This is a genomic window from Ruegeria sp. YTSA072, assembly GCF_059610285.1.
Genome location: NZ_JBXWNI010000001.1, coordinates 57,904 through 79,918, shown reverse-complemented (window position 1 = coordinate 79,918; position 22,015 = coordinate 57,904). Strand labels below are relative to the sequence as shown.

The window sequence follows — 22,015 nt, the reverse complement described above, 5'->3', positions numbered from 1 at the left end:
TCGTTTTGCCGATTCTGTCGACGAATAAACTGACAGCTAAGAACTATAGGCAGCAGTTCTTGTGCGCGACTTTCATCCCCATGGTCCAATCGGTGGTTGCTGGTTTCTGCTACTCGTAATCCTCCTTTCGTCGGCTGCGTTAGACTGCTGGGCGACTGTCCTCAACGCAGCTATCCGGTTTTTCGTCGACGGATGAGTTGAAAACAGCTTGTCACGTGCGTGCGCATGTAATGGATTGACAATAAAAATATGTGTGGTTGCCGGGTTGCGCTCTGCGGCATCTTTATCGATGCGCGCAGCTCCTTGCTGGATAAGTTCGAGGGCAGATGCCAATGCCAGAGGTTGACCGCAGATCTCGGCGCCGACGCGATCAGCTGCGTATTCTCTTGTCCGACTAGTCGCCATTTGGACCAACCCTGCGGCCAATGGTGCCAAGATCATAAGTGCAATCGCTCCCACTAGACCAAGAGCGCTATCCCGTCTTCCACCAAAGAACAGTGCGAAGTTTGCTAGCATCGCAATCGCACCGGCAAATGTGGCAGCTACCGTCATGTTCGCAATGTCATGGTTCTTGATGTGCGCCAGTTCGTGCACAACAACGCCCGCCAACTCGTCCCTTGTTAGGGTTTGCAGTAACCCCGTGGTAACTGCAACAGCAGCATTGTTGGGGTTGCGGCCTGTAGCAAATGCATTGGGCTGGGGTGTTTCAACCAGGTATACAGCTGGCTTTGGAATGCCGGCGCTCTTTGCGAGATCCCCGACCATTTGGGACAATCCCATTTGGTCACCAGATGCAACTGGTCTTGCGTTATGCATGCGAAGAACCATTTTGTCTGAGTTCGACCAAGTAAACATGTTTATGCCTGCCGCTAAAACCAAGGCGAACAGCATGCCGCCCGTTCCGGCCAGAAGGTATCCCAACCCCATGAACAAGGCCGTCATTGCGGCCATCAATATTGCAGTCTTCGTATAACCCATTCGAAGCAGGCCTCTACGCGGCTCATTCTGGATGTGTGATCAATACGCTCACGTTGCAATGATTATTGCCCCGATCTGTGGCAAGGCAGGCTATCGAGCTGAACAGTGGATGATATATTTTCGAACTAAATTAGAAAAAAATTCATTTAAATTCAATTATCTAAATCTAAGTCCACAACTCAGCTAAAGAACGCATTCCAAAGTGTGAACTATTACACTTCCAAGAAGTTGAGATTCTGACAGTATTGTCCTGTGTGTTTTTGCGAGTACTGTTGGTTAGAAGATGTATGTTGCCAAGTTCGAAGAACCGATTTGCGCGGTCGATGACATCCGCAAAGTTGAGTTTGCCCGGAAATATCCGTTGCTGGACAATAGATCTGTTCATGCGCAGTGGAAGAAAGGTTCCTGGCAAATCACGCGAATAGGTGAGATCTGGAAGAGGACCGGAAAGGTTTTCTCTGTCCCATATGAAGGCATCGACGCGTACCCATCTTTCCAATTCGCAGAAGACGGAACTCCGCTTCCTTTGATGCAAACGGTGTTAAAGGCGCTGCCGGCCGACATGACGCCTTGGCAACGAGCTTTTTGGATGACCTCCGCTAAGGCTGAGCTTGGAGGAGGCAATCCCGCGAACTCAATTCAAACTGACGATAACCGTGTGGTCGACGTGGCAAGTAAATTCGGTGAAGATTTCCTCAACTAAATGAGTTCCCAACAAGGAAATTCGACTACAGGTGGGATTTCTTGCCGATCTATTGCCGTCCATAGCAACAGAGCTACAATGTTTTTCGAACAAAACTTCAGATTGGCCAACCTATCCAAGCCAGCGCCATGTTGGGCTTGAGCAAAATGACCTCGTCTCCGCGTTGAACTTGAAGTGAGTGCAACTGCGGAAGACTGCTTACCGTATCATTCAGCGCCGCCGTTTATCCCAGCGCAATGTGCGGAGCAGCCATTGCGATTACCAACAGAGACTTTCGACGAATAGTCGTTGCATTCACTTGGAAGTCGATCTCCGAGTGTCCAGACACCTATGCAACGTCGCAGCACTTTTGTTCAAGATGAACGACAAGCCCCTCGAAACGCAAAACGGGATTTGAGGCAACAGGAAGCTTCGTTTGTACACTTGGCTGGCATCCGATTGCATGGGATTTGTGGTAGACTGGCCCCGAGGACATTCTAGCAGGAGATCTCCCGGTGCTACCGAATTCACTCCGTCTTGCACTCTCCGCCATGACAATTGCCATCGCGGCAGGCGCCCTGCCCGACCGGGTTGAAGCGATATCACAAGATGTCCCGGCGTGGTTACAAAAGCACGTGGGCACGGGTGACGGGCAAATCGCCCCGATCGTTTTGAAAAGGGCGCGAGCGCTTTACAAAGAGAAAGTACGTCGAGGCGAGGTAAGGAACCCCTGCTATCTTGCCAAAGATGCAACCCGCCCAAGTACCACAAGAAACGGCAATCCCGGCAAGCGGTTTTACGTCATCTGCGAGTCGCAAGAGTCCTTTCGAGCAGTCTCGTCCGGCTACGGCAATGGTCGAAAACTCACGCGTGCCAATTTTTCGAATGGTCGGCAATGCGCGAAGAACTTCAGCAATGCAGAAGGATCGAAACTAACCGCCGGCGGTGCCTATGTGACGGCTGAAACCCGCACGTCATTCAAGGGGTACTACAGTCAATCCGGCAAAACGCAGCCGTTCTACCGCACGTTCCTTTTGTTTGATGGTCAAGGAGAAACGAGCAATGCCCGGGAGCGCGCCATCGGCGGCCATCCCGCCGTTTTCCTAAAGTGGCAATGCAGGTTCAAAAACCCACAAAGCACGCACGCAGACAACGACAGTTATGTCCCCTACGGAAGGCTTGTGAACTACACGGGTGGTCGCAGCAATGGTTGTACAACATGGTCACAGTCCGCCTCTAAAGAAATCCTGGCGCTTGTAGAAGGGAACCCGACGACCCTCTACATCTACCCGGAATCCAAAGACATCAACGCTGTCGCCAAGGCGGTAAAAAAAGGAAAATCATTATCGCGAGCAGGGGTTTATTGGAACGCAGCTTGCCTACAAGCAATCGGCGCACCAAAGTTTTGGCCCAAAAGCAGCCTCCAGCCTATCATAAACAGTTGGAGAGCATCCTTGCCCAAACAACCACCGCTGGAATTGCCGATCTGCAGGTAGATAACGTAGGTAACACTGAGCGAGAAAAACTAAGCACGCGCTGCTCCTCACGCATTTCGGCCCTGGGCTCCAAACGTCAAACGCTGCGTCGCCACCTTCCCCTTTTTTGTGATGGCTGATTATCCACTCGGCGACACCGGATGCACCGCCTAGTGCACTCACTCAATAAGTCCTATTGTGAAGGAGTGTTTATCTTTAGATCCGGCTACTCAAAACACTTGGCGAGGCGACGCAGGCTTCGAGCCCAAGGCGGTCACCTGACGGTTTCAGTAGGACATTGGGCCAGCTCAGACGACAGCAATGTCCGCTTTGCGGTCAAAGCGGACGCTCGCAAAGAAACAACTTCAGCAAAAAAACATTCAAAAAATCTTTTGGCTGCCGCCGCGTTGCTCCGGCAAAGTGCAAAAAACTGACGTCAGGAGGTCAGAAATGCCCAATATCAACCGCCGCAAATTTCTAAGAGCAGGACTTGCTGGTGCAACGGCCTTAACACCACTCAGCGCTGCGTTTGGACAGTCCGGTTCGCTTTCTGAATTGGGAACGGCAATCGTACCACTTCCCGAGGTGACGGTTTACACCGCCAGAGAAATAATGACGCTTGATCCGGCAAAGCCCTCAGCTGAAGCCGTCGCTGTCGTAAATGGCCGCATCCTTTTGGTCGGTAGTCTTGAAGACGTTCAAGGCATCCTGAAAGGGCAGCGCTATAAAGTAGATACAAAGTTTGCCGACCACGTCATTGTGCCTGGCTTTCTCGCCCAGCACGATCACCCGTTACTGGCGGCTCTCACGATGTCTTCGGAAATCCTTTCGATCGAAGATTGGGTTTTACCCGCGGGCACAGTCCCTGCGGTCAAGGACAAAAAGGACTTCACCGACCGATTAACAAAAGCAGTCGAGCAACGTACCGACCCATCTGAGCCAGTCGTTTCATGGGGGTATCACCCAGCCTTTTATGGTCCGCTTACGCGGGAGGATCTCGACGCCGTAAGTTCGACCCAACCAATACTGGTTTGGGCGAGGTCTTGTCATGAGATGATCCTGAACAGTGCCGCACTAGAAATGGGAAATGTCACGCAGGACGTCGTCAATGGGTTTGCAGCTACGGAGCAGGCACAGTCCAAATTTTCGGAGGGACGATTTTGGGAACAGGGATTGTTTGCGGTGCTGCCCTTCATCGCTTCAATTGCTGCAACCCCGGAGCGGTTGCAGTCCGGTTTGGAGCTGACGCGTGACTACATGCACGCCAAAGGCATTACGTTTGGAAACGAACCCGGTGGCATTCTGGCCAAACCTGTTCAGGACGGTATCAACGCGGTTATGTCCAGTCCTGGCATGCCCTTTCGTTGGTCCTTCATGCCGGACGCTAAAACCTTGGTCGACACCTACGCCGATGATGATCAGGTAATCGCCGAGACCGAAAATCTCGAAGGCTGGTATGGGGGCATGACCAGCCTTGCGCCCAAGCAAGCCAAACTGTTTGCAGATGGGGCAATCTATTCGTTGCTTATGCAGGTACGTGATCCATATCTGGATGGCCACACGGGCGAATGGATGATGGACAAGAGCCTGTTTGATAGAGCATTCCGCATTTACTGGGATGCAGGTTACCAAATTCATGTGCACGTGAACGGCGACGCAGGACTTGATCGCGTTCTTGACGCACTCGAAATGAATCTGAGACGCAATCCGCGCTATGACCATCGGACCGTTCTGGTTCATTTCGCAGTCAGCGCGCAAGAACAGGTGCAGAGAATTTCGGAACTTGGAGCCATTGTCAGTGGCAATCCATACTACGTCACCGCCTTGTCAGACCAGTATTCCTCTGTCGGCCTCGGGCCAACCAGAGCGGATGCGATGGTACGTCTGGGCGATGTTTCAAGGGCGGGAATCTCCTGGTCACTGCATTCCGATATGCCAATGGCACCAGCCGATCCTCTTTTCCTGATGTGGTGTGCTGTAAACAGGGTGACCGCGTCAGGTCGCGTCGCGGGGCCGGATCAACGGGTCAGTGTAGAGGAAGCCCTTCGTGGAGTAACGATCGAAGCCGCTTACTCATTGAAACTTGAACATGAGATCGGCAGCATCGAACCGGGGAAACGCGCAAACTTTACCATTCTCGACGACAACCCTATTGCGGTGGATCCAATGAAAATCAGGGACGTTAAAGTCTGGGGAACCGTGATGGAAGGGCGGGTTCTTCCAATTGAAGATGCAGAGAGGAAAGCGTCGTTGATGCCTCCGGTCGGTGGAGTTGGCAACATAGACGCTGACTTTGCACGAGCAACACTTGAGCATGCTCTCAAAGTTGTACACACACACCTATAACTCTTATTTTTATGCTACGAGTTGTAGGAAGAGGTTGTCCGGAATGGGCTCAATGCAGTCCTTCGCAGAACTCGACGTGAACGTCTGCTCTGCGAACGGTGTGGCCATTCAGTCAAACCACTGCTGGCAAGATGGGTCAAATAGAACCGAGGACAGCTATTTCATCGGAAAAAAATAGTTGCTGCAAGACCGATCCGTCCCTAACCAATTCTAATCAAGTCGGCAACGCATTCAATCTACTCCAGCACACCGTAAAAAAGCGGCTAAATCAGATCCCGGTGACTAAGCGTCGTCGCCGATCTAAGTTTACTCGATTGGTGACCAATTAGTGCCGGGATTGTAGGTGGAAATTTCCTCTGTAACACTAAGTGTCTTCGGGCCAAAATCAGCCTCGTAAACAATGCCGTTTTCACCAACCAGAAAGGAATGGATACCAGTTTCTCCGTATTCAGAAGGTACTGCCAGCAAGGCATGCCCCGCGACGAACCGATCGCCGACAAAGTAGGAATAGGCACCACCCGGGGCTTTCGGTCCCTGCCCCTGCAAAATTGTGAAGTAGTAACCGAGGAAAGGTTCGGGTTCGTAATCAGCCGCACCGTCGCTCCACCCCGAGGCGGCGGCGCGGGCAAGCGCTGCTCCGACAAAACTGTCTTCTTCTGGCCAGAAGAGGCCGTTCCGCTTCCCTGGATCTGAAATGATTGACTGAGCGAATTCCATGACGCCATCACCGTTGTGGTCCACAAGGCGGAATGCTGCCTGAAGATCAACATAGGCCTCAAGCAATTCGATCACTTCCAATTCATTCAAACCTATTTCGCGGGCTGAGAGTTCCTCGATCCCAGCTTCTAGGTCAAATTGCCAACCGTCTTCTGCTCGCAGAATTGGGATCGGGAAGGGCCAACTGTCTTCACCCAGGAGAAGTACAACCCCATCATCCTCAGGCTGAAAACGGTACCCCTCGGCGTACATACCAAGCACTTCTTGCCTTCTTTCTTGATCTTCCGCCGGATCACCCGTTCCAACCAAATCCTCGGCTTCGGGACCGAAAATTTCGAGCAACTTGCTCTGATCGTTGGCCTGCAAAGCACCGACAAAAGCGTCCAGTGCGGTTTGAGGCGTATCAAATTGGGTTCCGTCCGACAGCGCCGGGCTTGTGGTCGCAGCGAGCAATAAAAAAGAAATTACCGATCTACGCATCTTACCGTCTCCGCTTGCCTTTGGCGGCGTGCCCACGTTTGGACGCGCTTTGAGTTCTGTTGCCGGACGCTTTTTTCTTCATCGCTTGCCCTTTGGCCGCCGAGGTCTTGCGCTGAGTTGTTGCGGCTTTCTTCGCCTGCGGCTTCTTGGCGGTCTGCGGTCTTTTTGCGACAGGCTTTTTCGCCGTATCCGGACGCTTGGTGCGGTCGATAACCTGCTGTTTTGCGGCAGCCCTATCCCGATCAACATTGCCCCGATTCACCTGCGGCAGGGATTTGTTTCCGTTACCCCGATTTGCCAAAGCACCGCCAGCAACAGCCCCCGCACCTGCGCCCGCAGCGACCGCAGCAGCTGCCCGGTCCTGACTAATGTCTGCGGAACCGGACTCGCGACTCAACTTTGCGCGCAGTTCATCCGTACGACCCTCAGGGCGGTTGACTGGCAAATCGCCACGTCCGCCTTCAGGTCTTTTGTGATCTGCGATTTTGTCTCGGGCTTCCTGTTGACGGCCAGCATCGGGTTTCCATCCGATATCCGTACGGTCGCCAAGATCTATGTCATTGCCAATATTGACGTTGCCATCGACATCTATGTCGATATCAGGGTTTCTGTATATCGGGCCACCTCCCCAGCCACCGCAATTTCGGCACCCCCAGTAGTCATACCAATCGTCGTCATCGTCAAAAATCTCGTCGATCAAGGCCACGGTGCCAAACGTTAACAATGCCGCACCCACAACATCGCCAGTCGAAGGGCCAGTGTACACTGTCTCTGGATTGTATTGCGGAACGTACACTGTCTCGGGTTCTGTCGGCGAAATTACAATTGTGTCGTCATTGGACACCTCGACGGTTTGTTCGGGCCCGGAAATAAGAGCACCGCTGTCAATTGCCTGATCCCGCATGACCTGCACCGCATCCATCACATCATCGGACTGGGCCAGCATGGCTGTGCCGACTGTCTCGGTCCAATCGATATGGGTAGCCATCTGACCAACGACGTCTGGGAACGCAGTCGCCAATACACTGACAGAAGGGTCCCAGCCCATGGCTTCGATTTCCGGTTCAAGCTCGACGGGATCACGGTCGGCGTTATCCAGCAAATACCGTTCAGCCTTTACTATCTCCAAGGGCTGTGTGGCAGCGACAAATATCTGTATCAGCAATGTGTCGGGGTAGAGAGCTACTGGGGCTACCATAGTCTGCAATTCTGCATCAGTTAGTAGGGCAGATGAAGTCGCCGAGGTATCTTCAGTTGCAGCGGCATCATCGGATGCCTCTTGTGCGAACAGGACAGTAGATGCGCCAATGCTGAGAGCAATTATTAGGTATCTAAACATATTGCGATCCTTCAATTTATCGAAGGATCACCTAAGAATGTGATTCTGGCAACCGGGCGGTGCCCATGCTGTGCGGCGGTTTGGAATCTTGGGCTTCTGCGGCAATTTCCACGCTGCAAGTCCGCGCAGCAAAAAACCAAATTCACGATTAGCTTGAAGTGGACGTCCCGCGACGCGAGTGCAAATTATGAGGTTCGCATGGCATCTTCTGGCTGCATCTCAGGCAGACGAATCTCCAGCCACCGGAGGTAGGCAAAGGGCACAACCTGACCGTAGTCGTAGAGCACAAGCCCCTGAACAAACTTGTCACCGCAACCTTCTGTCAATTTGCGACTCTGTTGCGAATGTCTGATTGTAGACCGTACATTTTTTCAACAGGCCGTCCCAATAACTTGTCAGATGCTTTTGAAGGTCGGATCGTAGCCTGAAGTTGAGTGATTGCGAGATGAATGTGAAAAGATGATTTCAGTTCTTTCCGAACCAAAGGAAATGGGGCAACCCGAGAATCTATGAAATTCAGGGGCTGCGTAATTCACCGCCCACGCTGTTCCGCCATCGGTTGGGCCTTCCAACCAGTAGGTTTGCGTTCCGGTCTCGATGTTCAAAGAACGTCTACGTTTCCACAACCTTAAAGGCCATCTTTGTGGGTGAACGTTCCTCCTTTCATTGTTGCGATAACTCTCACGTCAGCAATCTCAGAAGGAAGCACTGAAAAGAGATCATCTTCCAGAATAACCAGATCGGCATACTTGCCAAATTCAAGGCTTCCGATCTTATCTTCCATTCGCGCTTCATATGCACCGCCCATGGTTGCCGCATATAGACACTGATCAAGTGTGAGGGACTGATACACAGGCGGGAAGACACGTTCATCCTCCGCGTTTGACGGATCGCGCCGGGTAACCGCTGCTTCGCATAACGTCAAAGCCCCCATGAGATTGGGGTCGGTGCTTGGAACATCTGCACCGATACTGACGGGCGCGCCCGCATCCATCAATGTGCGGATGCGCTGAAACTCGGAAACGGTCCGTTCAAGACCCATGATTTCCAATGCACCGTCAAGTCCACCGCTCCATGTTGTACCCCAGATCGGGGTGATGTTGGACAGAATATTATGCTCAATAATGCGTTCTACATCATCCGGATGCGCAAACGCCAAATGTTGCAGCGAATTGCGGGCGCCGGTGTACCCCGCATTCTTGGAGGTGATGAACGAGTCGACAGTTTCACGAACAGTTTTAGAGCCGTCGACATGTACAGACACGTCAAGTCCGGCTGCGTTTGCCTTCAGAACTATTTCGTCGGTAAGGGCTGCAGATACGCCCCGCACCGCTGTTTTTTCCGGTTGGTCCTTCCATGGTTCAAGCATGATCGATGCGTGACTCGTATGGACGCCTTCTGGATGGACCTTGATCCCGAGGACGCGAACGTCATCATTGTTAAAAGAAGACCTCAGCTCCAGAGTATTGGCAACGGCGTCGTCAGCATCAAAATCATCACCTTTGACAAGGGTCATCATCAACGTGCGTAGCTTCAGGTCGCCTTCATCGGCTTGCGATTGCAAGATTTCCAGTGCCACTTTGTTGTCTTCGTGATGTTTTGCCTGGGATTTAATGTTTGGCGTCACTAACCCCTGGTTGATGTAAGTGGTGTAACCAAATTTAGCAGCAAGATCATAAAGCGTTTTTTGGCTTTCAGGGATCATCGTATCCGGTTGCCAGGCACCGGATTCGACATATGCTCCCATCCACGCGAATTCTTTTGCATAGCCAGTTGGATTACCGTCTTCATCTCTCACAAAATAGATAAGGCCGGGAACTGGGTCTGGTGTATCTTTGTTAACGCCGCCCATTTCCATCGCCTTGGTGTTCAACCATGCGTCATGAATGGTGTAATCCTGTAAGAAAACCGGTCTGTCGGGGACGACCGCGTCCAGATCAGCTGCGGTGAACTCACCGCCCATCAGGGTCGCATTCCATCCGATACCCCGAATGAATTCCTCGTCGGGATTGGCGTCTGCGAAGGTGTTGATTTGCACGAACGCCTATTCTGGAGATCTGCATCCGCGGTTGTCTCAGTCAGTTCTGCCCGTTCGCTCAGTTCAGGTTGCTACGTCGCCCCTGTCCGACAATGTCCACTAGACAATTCTGCCAGAAGGCGACGCTTTGTCAGACGCACGACGCCTACTTCTTTACTTCAGGCAAGACGCGGAGGGTCGCTTTCTAATGGGAGGTCGCGGCACCTACAACGACAACTCCACTCTCAAACAAATTGAACGTTTGAAACGCATCTCTGTCGAACTTTTTCCCCAATTGTCCGAATTTCAGTGGGAATACGAGTGGGGCGGCTTTGTTGCACTGACAAGAGATCACTATCCACACCTGCATGAGCTCACTCCGGGGGTTATGACAGGTTTGGGATACAATGGGCGCGGCGTTGCCATCGCCACGGCAATGGGGCGCGTCCTCGCCAAATGGGCGATAGGAACCAAAGCGGACGAGCTGGAATTTCCGGTTACCCCCCTCGAACCATTACCTTTTGCGTTCGCGAAAGAAACTTTTGTCGAAGCAGAAATCCTACGCCTTAAACTCTTAGACAAGTTGGGCCTTTAGTAAGCCAGCAAACAGCGTCGCCTAGCGGTTTTTGGAGAAAAAGCGATAGGTCAACGCGATAGCGGCCAAAGAGAGACCTGAGCCGTATCCAATCCAAACTCCATTGGGGCCGAACCCAAGCCAAAAGCCCAGCGCATATCCAAGCGGCAATGCAAAGACCCAGTATGCAATCAAGGTGATGGCAACGGGGACATGGTTGTCCATCATGCCTCGGAAAGCACCCAGCATTGTCCCCTGCACACCATCTGCAATCTGCATTGCTGCAATCACAAGGAACATCGATATCGCGAGAGAAATGACTTTTGGGTCATCTGAAAGGCTATTGGCCAAAGGATCGCGGCCAATCAAAATACCAGTAACGACAACAGCCATCCAACCAACAACGACCATCAGCGACGCCAACACAATCGGCTTGAGCCTTTCTTTTTCATCCGCACCAACTGCCTGAGCTACACGTATCGAAATCGCAATCGAAACTCCCAATGGCACCATGTAAATGACGTCGCTGACCGCAGAAACGATTTGATGCGCGGCAAGCGCGGCTGCGCTGAACCAACCGAGCATAAGGCCAGCTACTGCGTAAGCTGCCCCCTCCCCTAAGTAACCAACGGAAATAATGAACCCTTCTTTGATCTGCGCCTTAACCTCGGACCAATCAAAACCTGCGGCCTTTAGGAAACCCTGCTTCTTTCTCCACGCGCGCAGAATCAAGAATGCCATAATTAACGGTACCATCTGGGACAACAGACTAGCGATCCCGGCACCGACGAGACCCAGACCCGGCCAACCAGCAACCCCGTGGATCAAAACATAGTTCGAAGGGATATTGAAACCGACCGCAAGGAACGCGAGGCCAACCCCAATCCACGGGCGATTCATGGCGTCAAACAGGGCTTTCAAAGCATAGAAAATCGTGAAGGGCACCAAAAGGAGGCTCATCGCGATCCAGTAGCCGCCAATCAGACCGACCACTTCGGGCGGCTGCCCAATCCAGGAAAGGGCAGGTTTGAGGCAGATCATTACAGCAGCCCCAACGACACCAACGACAAGCGAAACGCTAAGCCCAGCGCTTGTGGCCGATGCAAGCCCTCGTTCACTCGTTTTTCCAAAGGCTTCAGCCATCCGCACACCAATTGCGGAAACAAAGCCATAGAGCGCTGAATAAAAGATGATCAGCACCGAGGCAGTGATTGAGACCGCCGCCAGAGGAAGCGTTCCCAATGGTGCCACCATCAAGGTGTCAACGACGCCAATCAAAGCAGCTGCAGCAAGAGAGATAACTATCGGAAGAGCAAGCCGCGCAAGGTAACGCGCCTCTTTCAAGATCGCGCTCCAAGATGGCCGAGGCTGCTGCGATAACCGCACGTGCGTCATTTTGTTGGGCCTTTCAGTCGTAATTGACTAAGCCGTATCCCCAAGTAATTCCGGGACCAGGCGAACAAGGCAACCCCAGGCAGCCTGTTCCGCCTGCTTTCGGCTCAGGCCTTGAGGAGCGAGATGCAATCGTTGCCAATATCCATCTGTCAATGTCTCCATCCATTCAGCCATTTGATCTGGCGAAGTGACCTCATCGTCGGGCAGCAATTCGTTCCAGATTACACGCAAGGTCTCTCTCCGACGTGTTTCGAAATGCTCGGCAACTTCATCGTACTGCAGTTGAAATCGAAGCTCGCCCCAAAACGCATACCAAAGGGGTAAGACATCCGGACCACATGCATCAGGGTGGAAATCAGCTTTTATCAGAGCCCTTATTTTTTCGGCGGGCTTATCCCCTGCTCGCTCTAAAGAAGCTGTCCAGTGATCTTCGTAGCGCTGGTAAAGGTCGCGCAAAGCTTCGGTCAGAAGACCAAGCTTTGACTTGAAGTAAAACGCCGCAACACCCTGAGAAAGCTCAGCTTCTGACGCAACCGTTGCGAGCGTCGTTTTTGCCAACCCATGCGCCAATATAGAGCGGCAAGCCGCGTCCAGCAGCTGTCGGCGACGACGATCTGCGTTCTCCTTCCGCTCTTTGCGGGGACGTTTACGATCTGCTTCGACCAATTGCCGCTCCTTCTACGAATACAGCCATCTACAGCGCGCAAAAAAGATGCGTCAATAGTTTGAAATTTATTTGAGCGCTCAAATAAACTTTACGAACCCGAACCTGATCTGTAAACGAGAGAGAAAGGGATGGAAAAATTTGACGGTTGAGAACAGATACGACGTTATTGTGGCCGGTGCTGGTCACAACGGATTGACTGCCGCCGCCTATTTGGCACGTGCCGGCATGCGTGTTTTGGTGGTCGAAAAGAACGACTGGATTGGAGGCGCTGCAGTCAGCCGCTCGCTGCACGATGGTTGGACGTACTCGAATTGCTCGTACGTTTGCTCTCTTCTGCGACGCGAGATTGCCCGGGACCTCGAGTTACCGAAATACGGACTTCAGGTTATTCCGTATGAAGGTGGCGCGAGCTTTACGCGCGATGGGGATTACTTCGCCTATTATTCCGATCACAACGCCCTTAAACGCGAGATGGCGCGACATTCTGCGAAAGATGCCGACGCCTATCGCGGTTACTCGCAAGCCATCATGCGGCAATGCCGTTTTATCCGTCCATTTCTGCTTCGAGATGCACCGGACCCTGCGTCTCTCCACCCACGTGATCTCGGCGAACTGGCTTATCTCGTAAAAAAAGCACACGGGCTGGGCAGTCGGGAGCTAGGCGAAACACTGAAATTCTGGACAATGTCCATTGGTGACTTTCTGGATGAGCATTTCGAAAACGACCTGATCAAGGCCCATTTGGCTGGCTCCGGCATTATCGGTACCGGACTTGGGGTGTACTCACCCGGCACGGCCTATGTTCTGCTGCACCACTACATGGGTGACATTGACGGCGGCATCGGAGCATGGGGTTTCGCGCGTGGGGGGATGGGTGCAATTTCGAATGCCATTGCAGCCTCTTTCAAGGATCACGGCGGTACGATCCACACAGGTTCGGGGATTGAGAAAATCCTCAGCAAAAATGGACGCGTTGAAGGCGTTGCTCTCGAGGACGGCAAGGTTTTTTATGCCCCTGTCGTTGCCTCCAATATGGATATCAAACGCACAATTCTGCACCATATTGACGCGGCCGAGTTGCCGGATAATTTCACCAAGGCGGTGCGAAACTTCAAAATTCGTGGCTCTTCGGCGAAACTAAACATCGCGCTTGATCGCTTTCCAAATTTCCCTGCAGCACCCGAGCACACCAGCTTCCTCAGGGGTGATTTGCATGTGTCGCAAAGCCTCTTTGAACTTGAAAAGGCCTATGATGATTGGAAAGTCGGGCGCTGGTCGGAAAAGCCTTATATCGACATGCTAATCCCCAGCCAGATTGATCCGACTATGGCTCCGACAGGTGCCCACATGATGACGGTTTTCGTCCAATATGCGCCTTATGATCTAGAAGTCGACGGCGTTAGATCAGCAGAGAATTGGGACGAAAAGCAGCGCAGTGCGATGGCAGAAACTGTACTCGACCAGATGTCTGTGGCGTGCCCAGACATTCGCGAGCGCATTGTTCATATGGAAGTGCGTTCACCATTGGAAATCGAACGCGAGGTCGGTCTGACGGAAGGCAACATTTTCCAAGGTGAACTGACTTTTGATCAGCTTTTCTTCAATCGGCCAGTCCCGGGTTGGTCTCAGTACAGCCTACCTATTAAGGGGCTTTATCTGTGCGGTTCGTCCGCCCATCCGGGCGGAGGGGTTATGGGAGCACCTGGTGCAAACGCTGCCCGCGCAATCCTGAGGCACGAAACACGGCATGGCCGAATGAAGGGGTATGCCGCATGAGCCAATTTGATGCGATTGTCATTGGCGGCGGTGTTAACGGTCTGGTTGCCGGAACACTCCTTAGTCGACGCGGCAAGAATGTCTGTATCATTGAGAAATCCAACAGGTTCGGCGGCATGGCGTCTTATTCCGTGGATGGCGGCCCGCCTCTGGCCCATTCGCTATATAACCTGAGCCCGCGGGTCTTGAGTGACATCGGCATAGATCCTCAACACCCTGTCCTGTCCGGCAAACCTGTCTCCACGGTTTCTTTGTCTGAGGATGGGCGGCATATCGTCTTCAAGAACGAAGGCGTTTTTTGGAGCGAGGGGGCAAAACACCCGGAATCCGACGCCTGGACCGATCTGAAACAGCAGTTGATTACGTATGGAGGCATTTTGCGCCAACTCGCCGAGGCCCCACCACCCGGCGGTCAAAAAGCCATCCTTTCGCGGGGTGGGCTGAATGAGCTTTTGCGCCTGGCAAAACTGAGCATCGGATTGAAAAAGCTTGGAAAATCCGAGATGCGGCGTTTCTTGCAGGTCGTTTTGTCCAATGTCCACGACATTGTACTTGATGGCTTGCCGGAAGGACCGGTGGCTGGAATGCTTGCTGCTGATGCAATCTGGGGGTCAGCCACCGGTCCAAGATCTCCGGGCACCGTGTTCAATCTGATTTATCGGCTTGGCCACGGAGGTAACATCACACAACCAGCAGGTGGGATGTCCGCGCTGACCGATTTGATGGTTGAATCAGCACAAAAGGCGGGGTGCGTGCTGATGCCGGAAACTGAGGTGTCTCGCATTATGTTGCACGACGACACAGTCTCCGGAGTGGCAACTAACGATGGACGAACTTTGACCGCCCCCATTGTGCTCAGCAACCTTGCTCCAAGACTAACAAGCCGAATGACCGGACCCTCTGCTTTTGACATCGAAGCAATGCGGCGAGTTCGAAATATTCGAGCTCGTGGAACAGCGGCTAAGGTCAACCTACGGTTAAAAGACGACGCCACCCTGCCCGGCCTGCCTAGCGAACTAGCCCGCGAACGACTGATCTATGCCCCTTCTGTGGAGTACATCGAAGCTGCGTTCAATCCAGCTAAGTATCGTCAAATGTCTAAAGCACCGGTAATTGAAGCCTTCAAAATGCAGACAGCCGATGGGGCAAACTGGCTGTCAACCATAGTGCAATATGCGCCATCTGACATTGAAGGCGGTTGGACTGAGACTGCCAAAGAACAGCTTGCGCAAATCACAGTTGAAACTCTTAGCCGTGCCCTGCCCGGCTTGGGCGATCAAATCTCTGGTAAACAGGTCATAACACCGGATCAAATCGAAAGCGCGACCGGCGCACCAAGGGGCCATTGGCACCATGCGGAAATGTCATTGGACCAACTGCTGACACTTCGGCCCGCGAACGGGATGGCCAGATATTCCATGGGGCCGAAGGGGCTGTTCCAATGTGGTGCGGCAACGCACCCCGGCGGTGATGTCATGGGGCTCGCTGGTCGCAATGCTGCGCTGGCGGCGCTGGAGGCACAGGCATGAGCATCTTCACCGATCCGAAACTAGGTTTGATCCCCGGACCGTTTCACAAAAGACTCGAAGAGCAAAATCGCGCGCAAAATTGGTACGATTGGGCGGGTTATGCCGCCCCGGGCGTGCTGGACAGTGTCGAGTTCGAGTACTTCGCGCTACGCAATCAGGCATCCTTGTTCGACATCTCACCAATGCACAAGTACCGATTGACTGGGCCGGATACGACAACGATGCTCAATCGCCTAGTGACACGGGACATCCGAAAAATCGGAGTTGGTCGCGTGGGGTACGCAATCTGGTGTGATGAAGAGGGTATGGTCATCGATGACGGGACCCTTTTCCACCTTGGCGACAACGATTGGCGCCTTTGCTGTCAGGAACAAATGCTGACATGGCTACTCGACGCGGCTTGGGGTTTTGACGTTTCAGTCGTCGACGAAACTCACAGTATCTCTGGGCTTTCGTTACAGGGCCCGACCTCCTATGCAGTTTTGGAGGCCGCCGGCTTAGATGTCAGCCAGCTGAAGCCATTCGATCTTGCTCACGTTGACCATGATCTCATGACTTCGCGGACGGGTTTTACCGGTGATCTGGGCTATGAACTCTGGTGCGACTGGGACGAAGCAGAAGCGCTTTGGGACCGTATTTGGACAGGTGGCGCACATCAGGGATTGCGCGCGATTGGCTACGAAGCTGTAAATTTGGCCCGCATCGAAGCGGGGTTTCTGACCTCAGGCGTGGACTTTCAACCAGTTCATGCAACCGAGCGATTGCATCGGGGACAAACCCCCTTCGAACTTGGTCTTGGCCGGCTAGTCGACTTCAACAAAGGTCATTTCAATGGTCGGCGAGAGCTGCTGTCCAAGCGAGAAACTCCAAGAAGCCTGCTCATGCGTTTCGACGTTGAAGGATTCAAACCCTCAGAAGGGTCATTGATCTACAACCGACGCAAAAAAGAAGTTGGGCACATAACGTCCGGAATATGGTCGCCGACCGCCAAACGCAACATAGCGTTGGCACATGTCCGTATGCCGGATGCAGGCCGGTCATCCGGCTTAAAGGCGGAAATTTACACTCTGCAAGAAGGCAAATGGGACACCAGGATGGCGCGCCTTACACCTGTCACCAAAGCCTTTTTCGCACCGCACCGCGCACGTGCCACGCCACCGGCCCATACCTAACGGAGAAGCAGACGTGAATACTCTAGGCAATACACCAACCGACGGCGACCTTGTCGCTTGGGATCGCGACCATCACCTACATCCTTGGGCCGGAACCGAGGGCTTTGGATCCGACGAATACATGCGAGTAAATACAGCGGATGGTATCTACCTTTGGGATGCTGCCGGGAAGCGATATATTGATGGCCCCGGCGGTATGTGGTGCACACAGATCGGATACGGGCGTCAAGAGATGGCTGATACCATTTCCCAACAGGTTATGAAGATGCCTTACGCGTCGCCGTGGTCGTTTACGACTGAACCCGCGGCTATTTTGGCGCGCATGATCGCAGAACGCACACCGGGCGATCTGAACACCGTGCACTTCACTACCGGTGGGTCTACGGCCGTTGATACCGCGCTGCGGACCGCGCTTTTTATGAACAAACGGCTTGGCCGGCCGGAGAAGAGGATCGTGATGGGCCGGGAAAAAGGCTACCATGGATCCACTTTTCTCGCCGCGACTGTCACTGGGAAAGAGCGCTTCGAAACAAGCTTTGAAAAAGCTCAGGATCTGGTGCGTTTCCTTCCCGACGTGAATCCCTACCACCGGCCGGAAGGCATGAGTGTTGATGCCTGGTGCGACGCTAAAGTCGCCGACCTAGAAAACCTGATTGCTGACGTAGGCGCCGACCGTATTGCCGCCTTTATCGCCGAACCGATCCTGTGTTCCGGTGGCGTGATCGTTCCACCTCCGGGCTATCATAAGCGCACGCTCGAAATCTGCCGGGCAAACGACATTCTGTACATTTCGGATGAAGTCGTAACCGGCTTCGGCAGGTTGGGCCATTGGTTCGCCTCAGAAGACGTCTTTGGCATAGTCCCCGACATTATTACCTGCGCAAAAGGTTTGACCTCGGGCTATCTGCCGCTGGGCGCCTGCATAATCTCGGACGCTGTAATGAAACGCATTTCAGACGCACCGGGCGACGATGTTTTCTACAACGGCTATACATACTCCGGACACCCTGTGAGTTGCGCGGCTGCAATCAAAAATATCGAAATCATGGAGCGCGAGGACATTCTAGGACACGTTCAACGCGTCACACCGCATTTCCAGGACCGCCTACATCAAATTAAAGAAAAGTTTCCGATAGTTGGGGATGTGCGCGGTGACGGGCTCCTTGGGTGCATAGAATGTCGCCCCGGACTGAACGCCGAGAGTTACGAAGCACATGTGAAGTTTGGGCAGAAACTGGACGATGCGTGCGAGGAGATGGGATTGCTCTTGCGCCCGTTTGGAAACATGGCCGTGTTCTCGCCCCCTCTGATCATATCTCCCTCGCAGATAGACGAAATGTTCGACATCATGGAGGCTGGTATGGCGCAGGTCAGCAAGGACTACGACGCATAACAGTCAACGCGCTAAGACAAGGAGCCAGTTAGATCAGGCTGGTTTCCGACCACGGATGTGATGTGGGCAATGCTCTCCGGTTTTTAGCACGGGCTGCATAGTGTCCCAGATCTCGATCTGGTGCTCGATAAACTCCGCTCCATGCCGGGCTTCCCAGTCGGCGCGGTTTGGTCCGGTCAATTCCTCAAGTTCCGCAGCGGATACCTGAGCATACCAAGGGTTGCGATTGACCAACTCTACGTCTTCAAAGCCCGCCAACTCCATGGCAGCACGGTACTTAGAGGGCGACGCCATCTGAAACTCCAAGGCTTCCATCTTTACGTAGTGCGCCATCTCGGGTGACATTTCCCCGTCGTGATTGGTCAACCAGTCAGAAGCCGCGAAATGACCACCCGGTTTAAGCACGCGATACGCTTCCGCTGCCATCGCTACTTTGTCGGGGATATGGATGATCGAGTCCTTCGAAAACACGACGTCAAAAGTACTGTCTTCGAATGGCATTGGACCTGGGGTGAACTCTATGATTTCGATCTTTCCTTCCAGACCTGCCCGCCTAACTCGGTCTCTCGCAGCTGCGCATACTGGGGCCTCTACATCAATGCCGGTCACATTGGCAGCGCCGAGTTCCTGTGCCATCAACACCGCGATAGCCCCAGAACCACAGCCAATATCGAGGATATGCTTATCCCTCAGATCCATCCCCTCAACAACTCGAGCAACTTCTTCAGGGCCCCCAGGTGAAAGAAACCCCTCCCCCCAAAGCTCCTCCAGAAAGTTGATCACCTGTCGATCATATAGAATTTCGTCTGACATAGGATTTCCCCGCATCTGATTGTCAGTCAATCACTGTAGTGAAGCCTTTTCTCCCTGCTCAGACAAGCTTTAATGCGAAATCGAAGGTCAGTGATATTATCTTAATTGAATGATCATTCAGTCAATAGACACTAGTCGTATTGAGTGATATTCGGAGAAATGAACGCTAAGATAGGAATTTCTTGCCATGGACGACCTCCTTCCGACGCATGTCCAAACCGTGATCATTGGCGGGGGATCTATCGGCGCGAACACGGCCTACCACCTTACTAAGCTCGGCCATACCGATGTCGTAGTTCTGGAACAGGGACAGCTGACATCAGGAACCACTTGGCACGCTGCAGGTCTGATTGTAGCCGGCCTTCTCAAGTCGGAAGCTGAGTGCGCCATCTACACGCATGGACGGGACCTTTATGCAAACCTAGAGAAGGAAACCGGTATATCCACAGGTTTCCGCGACGTTGGATATCTGCAAATTGCAACCAACGAGGAACGCCTGCATGAGATGCGCCGTGTCGCAGCCTTCATGCGGCGTTTTGGGATAAACAATCATGAAGTCTCGGTAAGAGAAGCGCAGGAGATGTTCCCTATTGCGAACCTATCAGACGTCGTTGGAGCATTCCTAATTCCCGAGGACGGTCGGGCTAACCCTGTGGACGTGACAATGTCTCTGACCAAGGGAGCCAAAAACAGAGGCGCACGTTTCCACGAAGGCGTGCGGGTTGAAGAGATTTTGGCCAGTAACGGTACCGCGACAGGGGTCCGCACCGCAAGTGGTCACACCATAATAGCGGAAAATGTTGTGATCTGTGGTGGCATGTGGTCTCGCCAACTGGGTGCAAAACACGGTGTAAATCTACCCCTCCAGGCGGCTGAACACTACTATCTGATAACGGAAAGTATCCCGGGCCTACCCCGCGATCTGCCCGTTCTCGAAGACCCTTCCACGTACACGTATTACCGTGAAGAGGTCGGCGGGATGATGTTAGGGCTCTTTGAGCCCGGAGCGGCAGCTTGGAAGCTCGATGGTATCCCAGATGAATGGCAATTTGGAGAGATCGAGCCAGACTGGGAACGTGTTGGGCCCGACCTGGAGAAGGCCTATTCGCGCATGCCAGACACCATGAACTACGGCGTTAAAAAACTATTCTGCGGACCAGAAAGCTTTACACCTGATCTTGCGCCGCTTGTTGGCCCAACGCCTGAACTGCGCAATCTTTGGGTTGCATGTGGGATGAACTCACTTGGCATCCTGAACGGTGCAGGCACAGGAATGGTGCTGGCCCATTGGATGGTGGACGGTTTGCCGCCAATCGATGTCACCGGTATCAACGTCAATCGTTTCTCCCGTGAAATGGCAACACCGGCCTTTCGACGCGACAGGACACCTGAGTTGCTCGGAAAGCTGTTTGGCCAGCACTACCATAACGAAAACTACAAAACGGCAAGGAACGTTAAGCGTTCAGTGCTGTATGACCGCCTCAAGCAGGCCGGAGCCTTTTTCGGCGAAGGAAATGGATGGGAACAACCTGATTGGTTTGCTCCGACACCCGAACAAGCCAAGGTCGAGGAATACAGTTGGTATCGCCAAAATTGGTTTGATTGGCACGCTGAAGAACATAAGGCAGCACGCGAGGATGTCATCGTAATGGACATGACATCAATGGCGTGTTTCAGCGTCGAAGGCCCAGACGCATGCGCCCTTCTCTCTCGCCTTTCTTGCAATGACGTTGATGTTGAACCCGGTCGTGTCGTCTACACGGCCTGGGTAAATGAACGAGGTGGGTTTGAGGCTGACCTTACAGTTACCCGGCTATCCGATCAGAAATACTGGGTCATCGTGGGAGAAAACTCGGCGGGTCATACCGAGATGCGCATGCGACGGCACATCCTGAACAACGAGAACGTTGTTATTTCAGACATCACCGCAGGGCGCTGCCAGATCAACGTTCATGGTCCAAAGTCACGCGAACTTTTGAGCAGAATATCTGGTGCTGATTTGTCCGATGAAGGTTTTCCCTTCATGACTGCTCGAGAAATCGACATCGGGTACGCCGTAGTTACGGCCTATCGCGTGACCTTTATCGGCGAACTGGGCTGGGAGCTTCACGTGCCTGCCACTCAGGCAGTACAGACCTACGATCTGATTATGGAAGCAGGTCGTTATTTGGGCGTTCGCAATGCCGGAATGCAGACCCTTAATTCCCTGCGACTCGAGAAGGCTTACCGTGACTTCGGAATTGATGTGGACAACACAGACAACCCGATTGAGGCCGGTCTTGGCTTTGCCGTTAAATTGGATAAACCCGGTGGCTTCATCGGCAGGGAAGCACTAGCCGCGATCAAAGCAAAAGGCACGCCCAAGAACCGAATGTTGCAGTTTCTGCTCAAAGACCCAGAGCCTCTCATGTACGGCAACGAGATGATTTACCTAAACGGCAAGGAAGCCGGATATATTCAGGTTGGCGGATATGGCCACACACTCGGCGCCGCAGTCGGTATTGGTTTTGCAGAAACCGAAGGGCCGTTGACTGCTGACGTAGTCGCAGCGGGGCAATGGCAGATCGAAATTGCAGACGAGAAATACGATGCGACTGCCTCGTTAAAGCCGCTTTATGACCCCGGCATGCACAAGATAAAGTGCTGAAGTACTTTTGTTGGA

General features: G+C 53.0%; 16 protein-coding genes. 9 read left to right on the top strand and 7 right to left on the bottom strand.

Annotated elements, in window-relative coordinates:
• Window positions 1–72 precede the first annotated feature (72 nt).
• On the bottom strand, window positions 73–978 hold the full coding sequence (gene htpX / locus AC2FIB_RS00385; RefSeq protein WP_496732838.1) for a zinc metalloprotease HtpX: 906 nt from the start codon (window positions 976–978) through the stop codon (window positions 73–75).
• Between the two features lie 283 nt (window positions 979–1,261).
• Here htpX and AC2FIB_RS00380 point away from each other — a divergent pair, with 283 nt between their 5' ends.
• The 3 genes from AC2FIB_RS00380 (at window position 1,262) to AC2FIB_RS00370 (ending at window position 5,481) form a co-directional block, all read left to right on the top strand.
• Entirely contained in the window at window positions 1,262–1,681 is a 420-nt protein-coding gene (locus tag AC2FIB_RS00380; protein ID WP_496732837.1) for a hypothetical protein, read from the top strand.
• A 530-nt stretch (window positions 1,682–2,211) separates the two neighbouring features.
• Window positions 2,212–3,156: a hypothetical protein gene (locus tag AC2FIB_RS00375; RefSeq protein WP_496841466.1), complete on the top strand. Its 945-nt coding sequence runs from the start codon at window positions 2,212–2,214 to the stop codon at window positions 3,154–3,156.
• 429 nt (window positions 3,157–3,585) lie between these two features.
• Window positions 3,586–5,481, top strand: a complete 1,896-nt coding sequence (locus tag AC2FIB_RS00370; RefSeq protein ID WP_496841465.1) for an amidohydrolase — start codon at window positions 3,586–3,588, stop codon at window positions 5,479–5,481.
• Between the two features lie 306 nt (window positions 5,482–5,787).
• Here the strand turns inward: AC2FIB_RS00370 and AC2FIB_RS00365 are convergent, their stop codons facing one another.
• The 3 genes from AC2FIB_RS00365 to AC2FIB_RS00355 all read right to left on the bottom strand — a co-directional run bounded on the left by AC2FIB_RS00365 (window position 5,788) and on the right by AC2FIB_RS00355 (window position 10,055).
• Window positions 5,788–6,678, bottom strand: a complete 891-nt coding sequence (locus AC2FIB_RS00365; RefSeq protein ID WP_496737481.1) for a DUF2950 family protein — start codon at window positions 6,676–6,678, stop codon at window positions 5,788–5,790.
• A 1-nt stretch (window position 6,679) separates the two neighbouring features.
• Window positions 6,680–8,017, bottom strand: a complete 1,338-nt coding sequence (locus AC2FIB_RS00360; RefSeq protein ID WP_496737480.1) for a DUF3300 domain-containing protein — start codon at window positions 8,015–8,017, stop codon at window positions 6,680–6,682.
• A 628-nt stretch (window positions 8,018–8,645) separates the two neighbouring features.
• Window positions 8,646–10,055, bottom strand: a complete 1,410-nt coding sequence (locus tag AC2FIB_RS00355) for an amidohydrolase (RefSeq protein WP_496841462.1) — start codon at window positions 10,053–10,055, stop codon at window positions 8,646–8,648.
• A 127-nt stretch (window positions 10,056–10,182) separates the two neighbouring features.
• Here AC2FIB_RS00355 and AC2FIB_RS00350 point away from each other — a divergent pair, with 127 nt between their 5' ends.
• Window positions 10,183–10,629, top strand: coding sequence for an NAD(P)/FAD-dependent oxidoreductase (locus tag AC2FIB_RS00350; protein WP_496841460.1), 447 nt, complete (start codon window positions 10,183–10,185; stop codon window positions 10,627–10,629).
• A 21-nt stretch (window positions 10,630–10,650) separates the two neighbouring features.
• Here AC2FIB_RS00350 and AC2FIB_RS00345 read toward each other — a convergent pair whose 3' ends face one another.
• Entirely contained in the window at window positions 10,651–11,952 is a 1,302-nt protein-coding gene (locus AC2FIB_RS00345; protein WP_496737468.1) for an MATE family efflux transporter, read from the bottom strand.
• A gap of 78 nt (window positions 11,953–12,030) precedes the next feature.
• Window positions 12,031–12,669 carry a TetR family transcriptional regulator C-terminal domain-containing protein gene (locus AC2FIB_RS00340; RefSeq protein WP_170477235.1) on the bottom strand — a complete coding sequence of 213 codons (639 nt, stop codon included), beginning with the start codon at window positions 12,667–12,669 and terminating at the stop codon, window positions 12,031–12,033.
• Window positions 12,670–12,808: 139 nt separating this feature from the next.
• On the opposite strand from AC2FIB_RS00340, the gene AC2FIB_RS00335 reads away from it, so the two are divergent.
• From AC2FIB_RS00335 to AC2FIB_RS00320, 4 genes are read left to right on the top strand one after another with little or no spacing between them, the layout of a single operon-like run.
• Window positions 12,809–14,446 carry a phytoene desaturase family protein gene (locus tag AC2FIB_RS00335; RefSeq protein WP_496737467.1) on the top strand — a complete coding sequence of 546 codons (1,638 nt, stop codon included), beginning with the start codon at window positions 12,809–12,811 and terminating at the stop codon, window positions 14,444–14,446.
• Window positions 14,443–15,975 carry a phytoene desaturase family protein gene (locus AC2FIB_RS00330; RefSeq protein ID WP_496737465.1) on the top strand — a complete coding sequence of 511 codons (1,533 nt, stop codon included), beginning with the start codon at window positions 14,443–14,445 and terminating at the stop codon, window positions 15,973–15,975. Before AC2FIB_RS00335 ends, AC2FIB_RS00330 begins: the two co-directional genes overlap by 4 nt.
• Window positions 15,972–17,147 (top strand): aminomethyl transferase family protein, encoded by a 1,176-nt coding sequence (locus AC2FIB_RS00325; protein ID WP_496841458.1) that lies wholly within the window; start codon window positions 15,972–15,974, stop codon window positions 17,145–17,147. Before AC2FIB_RS00330 ends, AC2FIB_RS00325 begins: the two co-directional genes overlap by 4 nt.
• Window positions 17,148–17,160: 13 nt before the next feature.
• The gene (locus AC2FIB_RS00320; RefSeq protein ID WP_496841457.1) at window positions 17,161–18,540 is read left to right on the top strand and encodes an aminotransferase; all 1,380 of its coding nucleotides are present in this window, start codon (window positions 17,161–17,163) and stop codon (window positions 18,538–18,540) included.
• A gap of 33 nt (window positions 18,541–18,573) precedes the next feature.
• On the opposite strand, the gene AC2FIB_RS00315 is transcribed toward AC2FIB_RS00320, so the two are convergent.
• Window positions 18,574–19,353 (bottom strand): methyltransferase domain-containing protein, encoded by a 780-nt coding sequence (locus AC2FIB_RS00315; RefSeq protein ID WP_496737460.1) that lies wholly within the window; start codon window positions 19,351–19,353, stop codon window positions 18,574–18,576.
• A gap of 187 nt (window positions 19,354–19,540) precedes the next feature.
• On the opposite strand from AC2FIB_RS00315, the gene AC2FIB_RS00310 reads away from it, so the two are divergent.
• The gene (locus AC2FIB_RS00310) at window positions 19,541–22,000 is read left to right on the top strand and encodes a GcvT family protein (RefSeq protein WP_496737458.1); all 2,460 of its coding nucleotides are present in this window, start codon (window positions 19,541–19,543) and stop codon (window positions 21,998–22,000) included.
• The last annotated feature ends 15 nt before the right edge of the window (window positions 22,001–22,015 follow it).

Coding starts and splice junctions, on each gene's coding strand:
- htpX (WP_496732838.1), bottom strand. CDS start 978: ATGGGTTATACGAAGACTGCAATATTGATGGCCGCAATGACGGCCTTG.
- AC2FIB_RS00380 (WP_496732837.1), top strand. CDS start 1,262: ATGTATGTTGCCAAGTTCGAAGAACCGATTTGCGCGGTCGATGACATC.
- AC2FIB_RS00375 (WP_496841466.1), top strand. CDS start 2,212: ATGACAATTGCCATCGCGGCAGGCGCCCTGCCCGACCGGGTTGAAGCG.
- AC2FIB_RS00370 (WP_496841465.1), top strand. CDS start 3,586: ATGCCCAATATCAACCGCCGCAAATTTCTAAGAGCAGGACTTGCTGGT.
- AC2FIB_RS00365 (WP_496737481.1), bottom strand. CDS start 6,678: ATGCGTAGATCGGTAATTTCTTTTTTATTGCTCGCTGCGACCACAAGC.
- AC2FIB_RS00360 (WP_496737480.1), bottom strand. CDS start 8,017: ATGTTTAGATACCTAATAATTGCTCTCAGCATTGGCGCATCTACTGTC.
- AC2FIB_RS00330 (WP_496737465.1), top strand. CDS start 14,443: ATGAGCCAATTTGATGCGATTGTCATTGGCGGCGGTGTTAACGGTCTG.
- AC2FIB_RS00325 (WP_496841458.1), top strand. CDS start 15,972: ATGAGCATCTTCACCGATCCGAAACTAGGTTTGATCCCCGGACCGTTT.
- AC2FIB_RS00315 (WP_496737460.1), bottom strand. CDS start 19,353: ATGTCAGACGAAATTCTATATGATCGACAGGTGATCAACTTTCTGGAG.
- AC2FIB_RS00310 (WP_496737458.1), top strand. CDS start 19,541: ATGGACGACCTCCTTCCGACGCATGTCCAAACCGTGATCATTGGCGGG.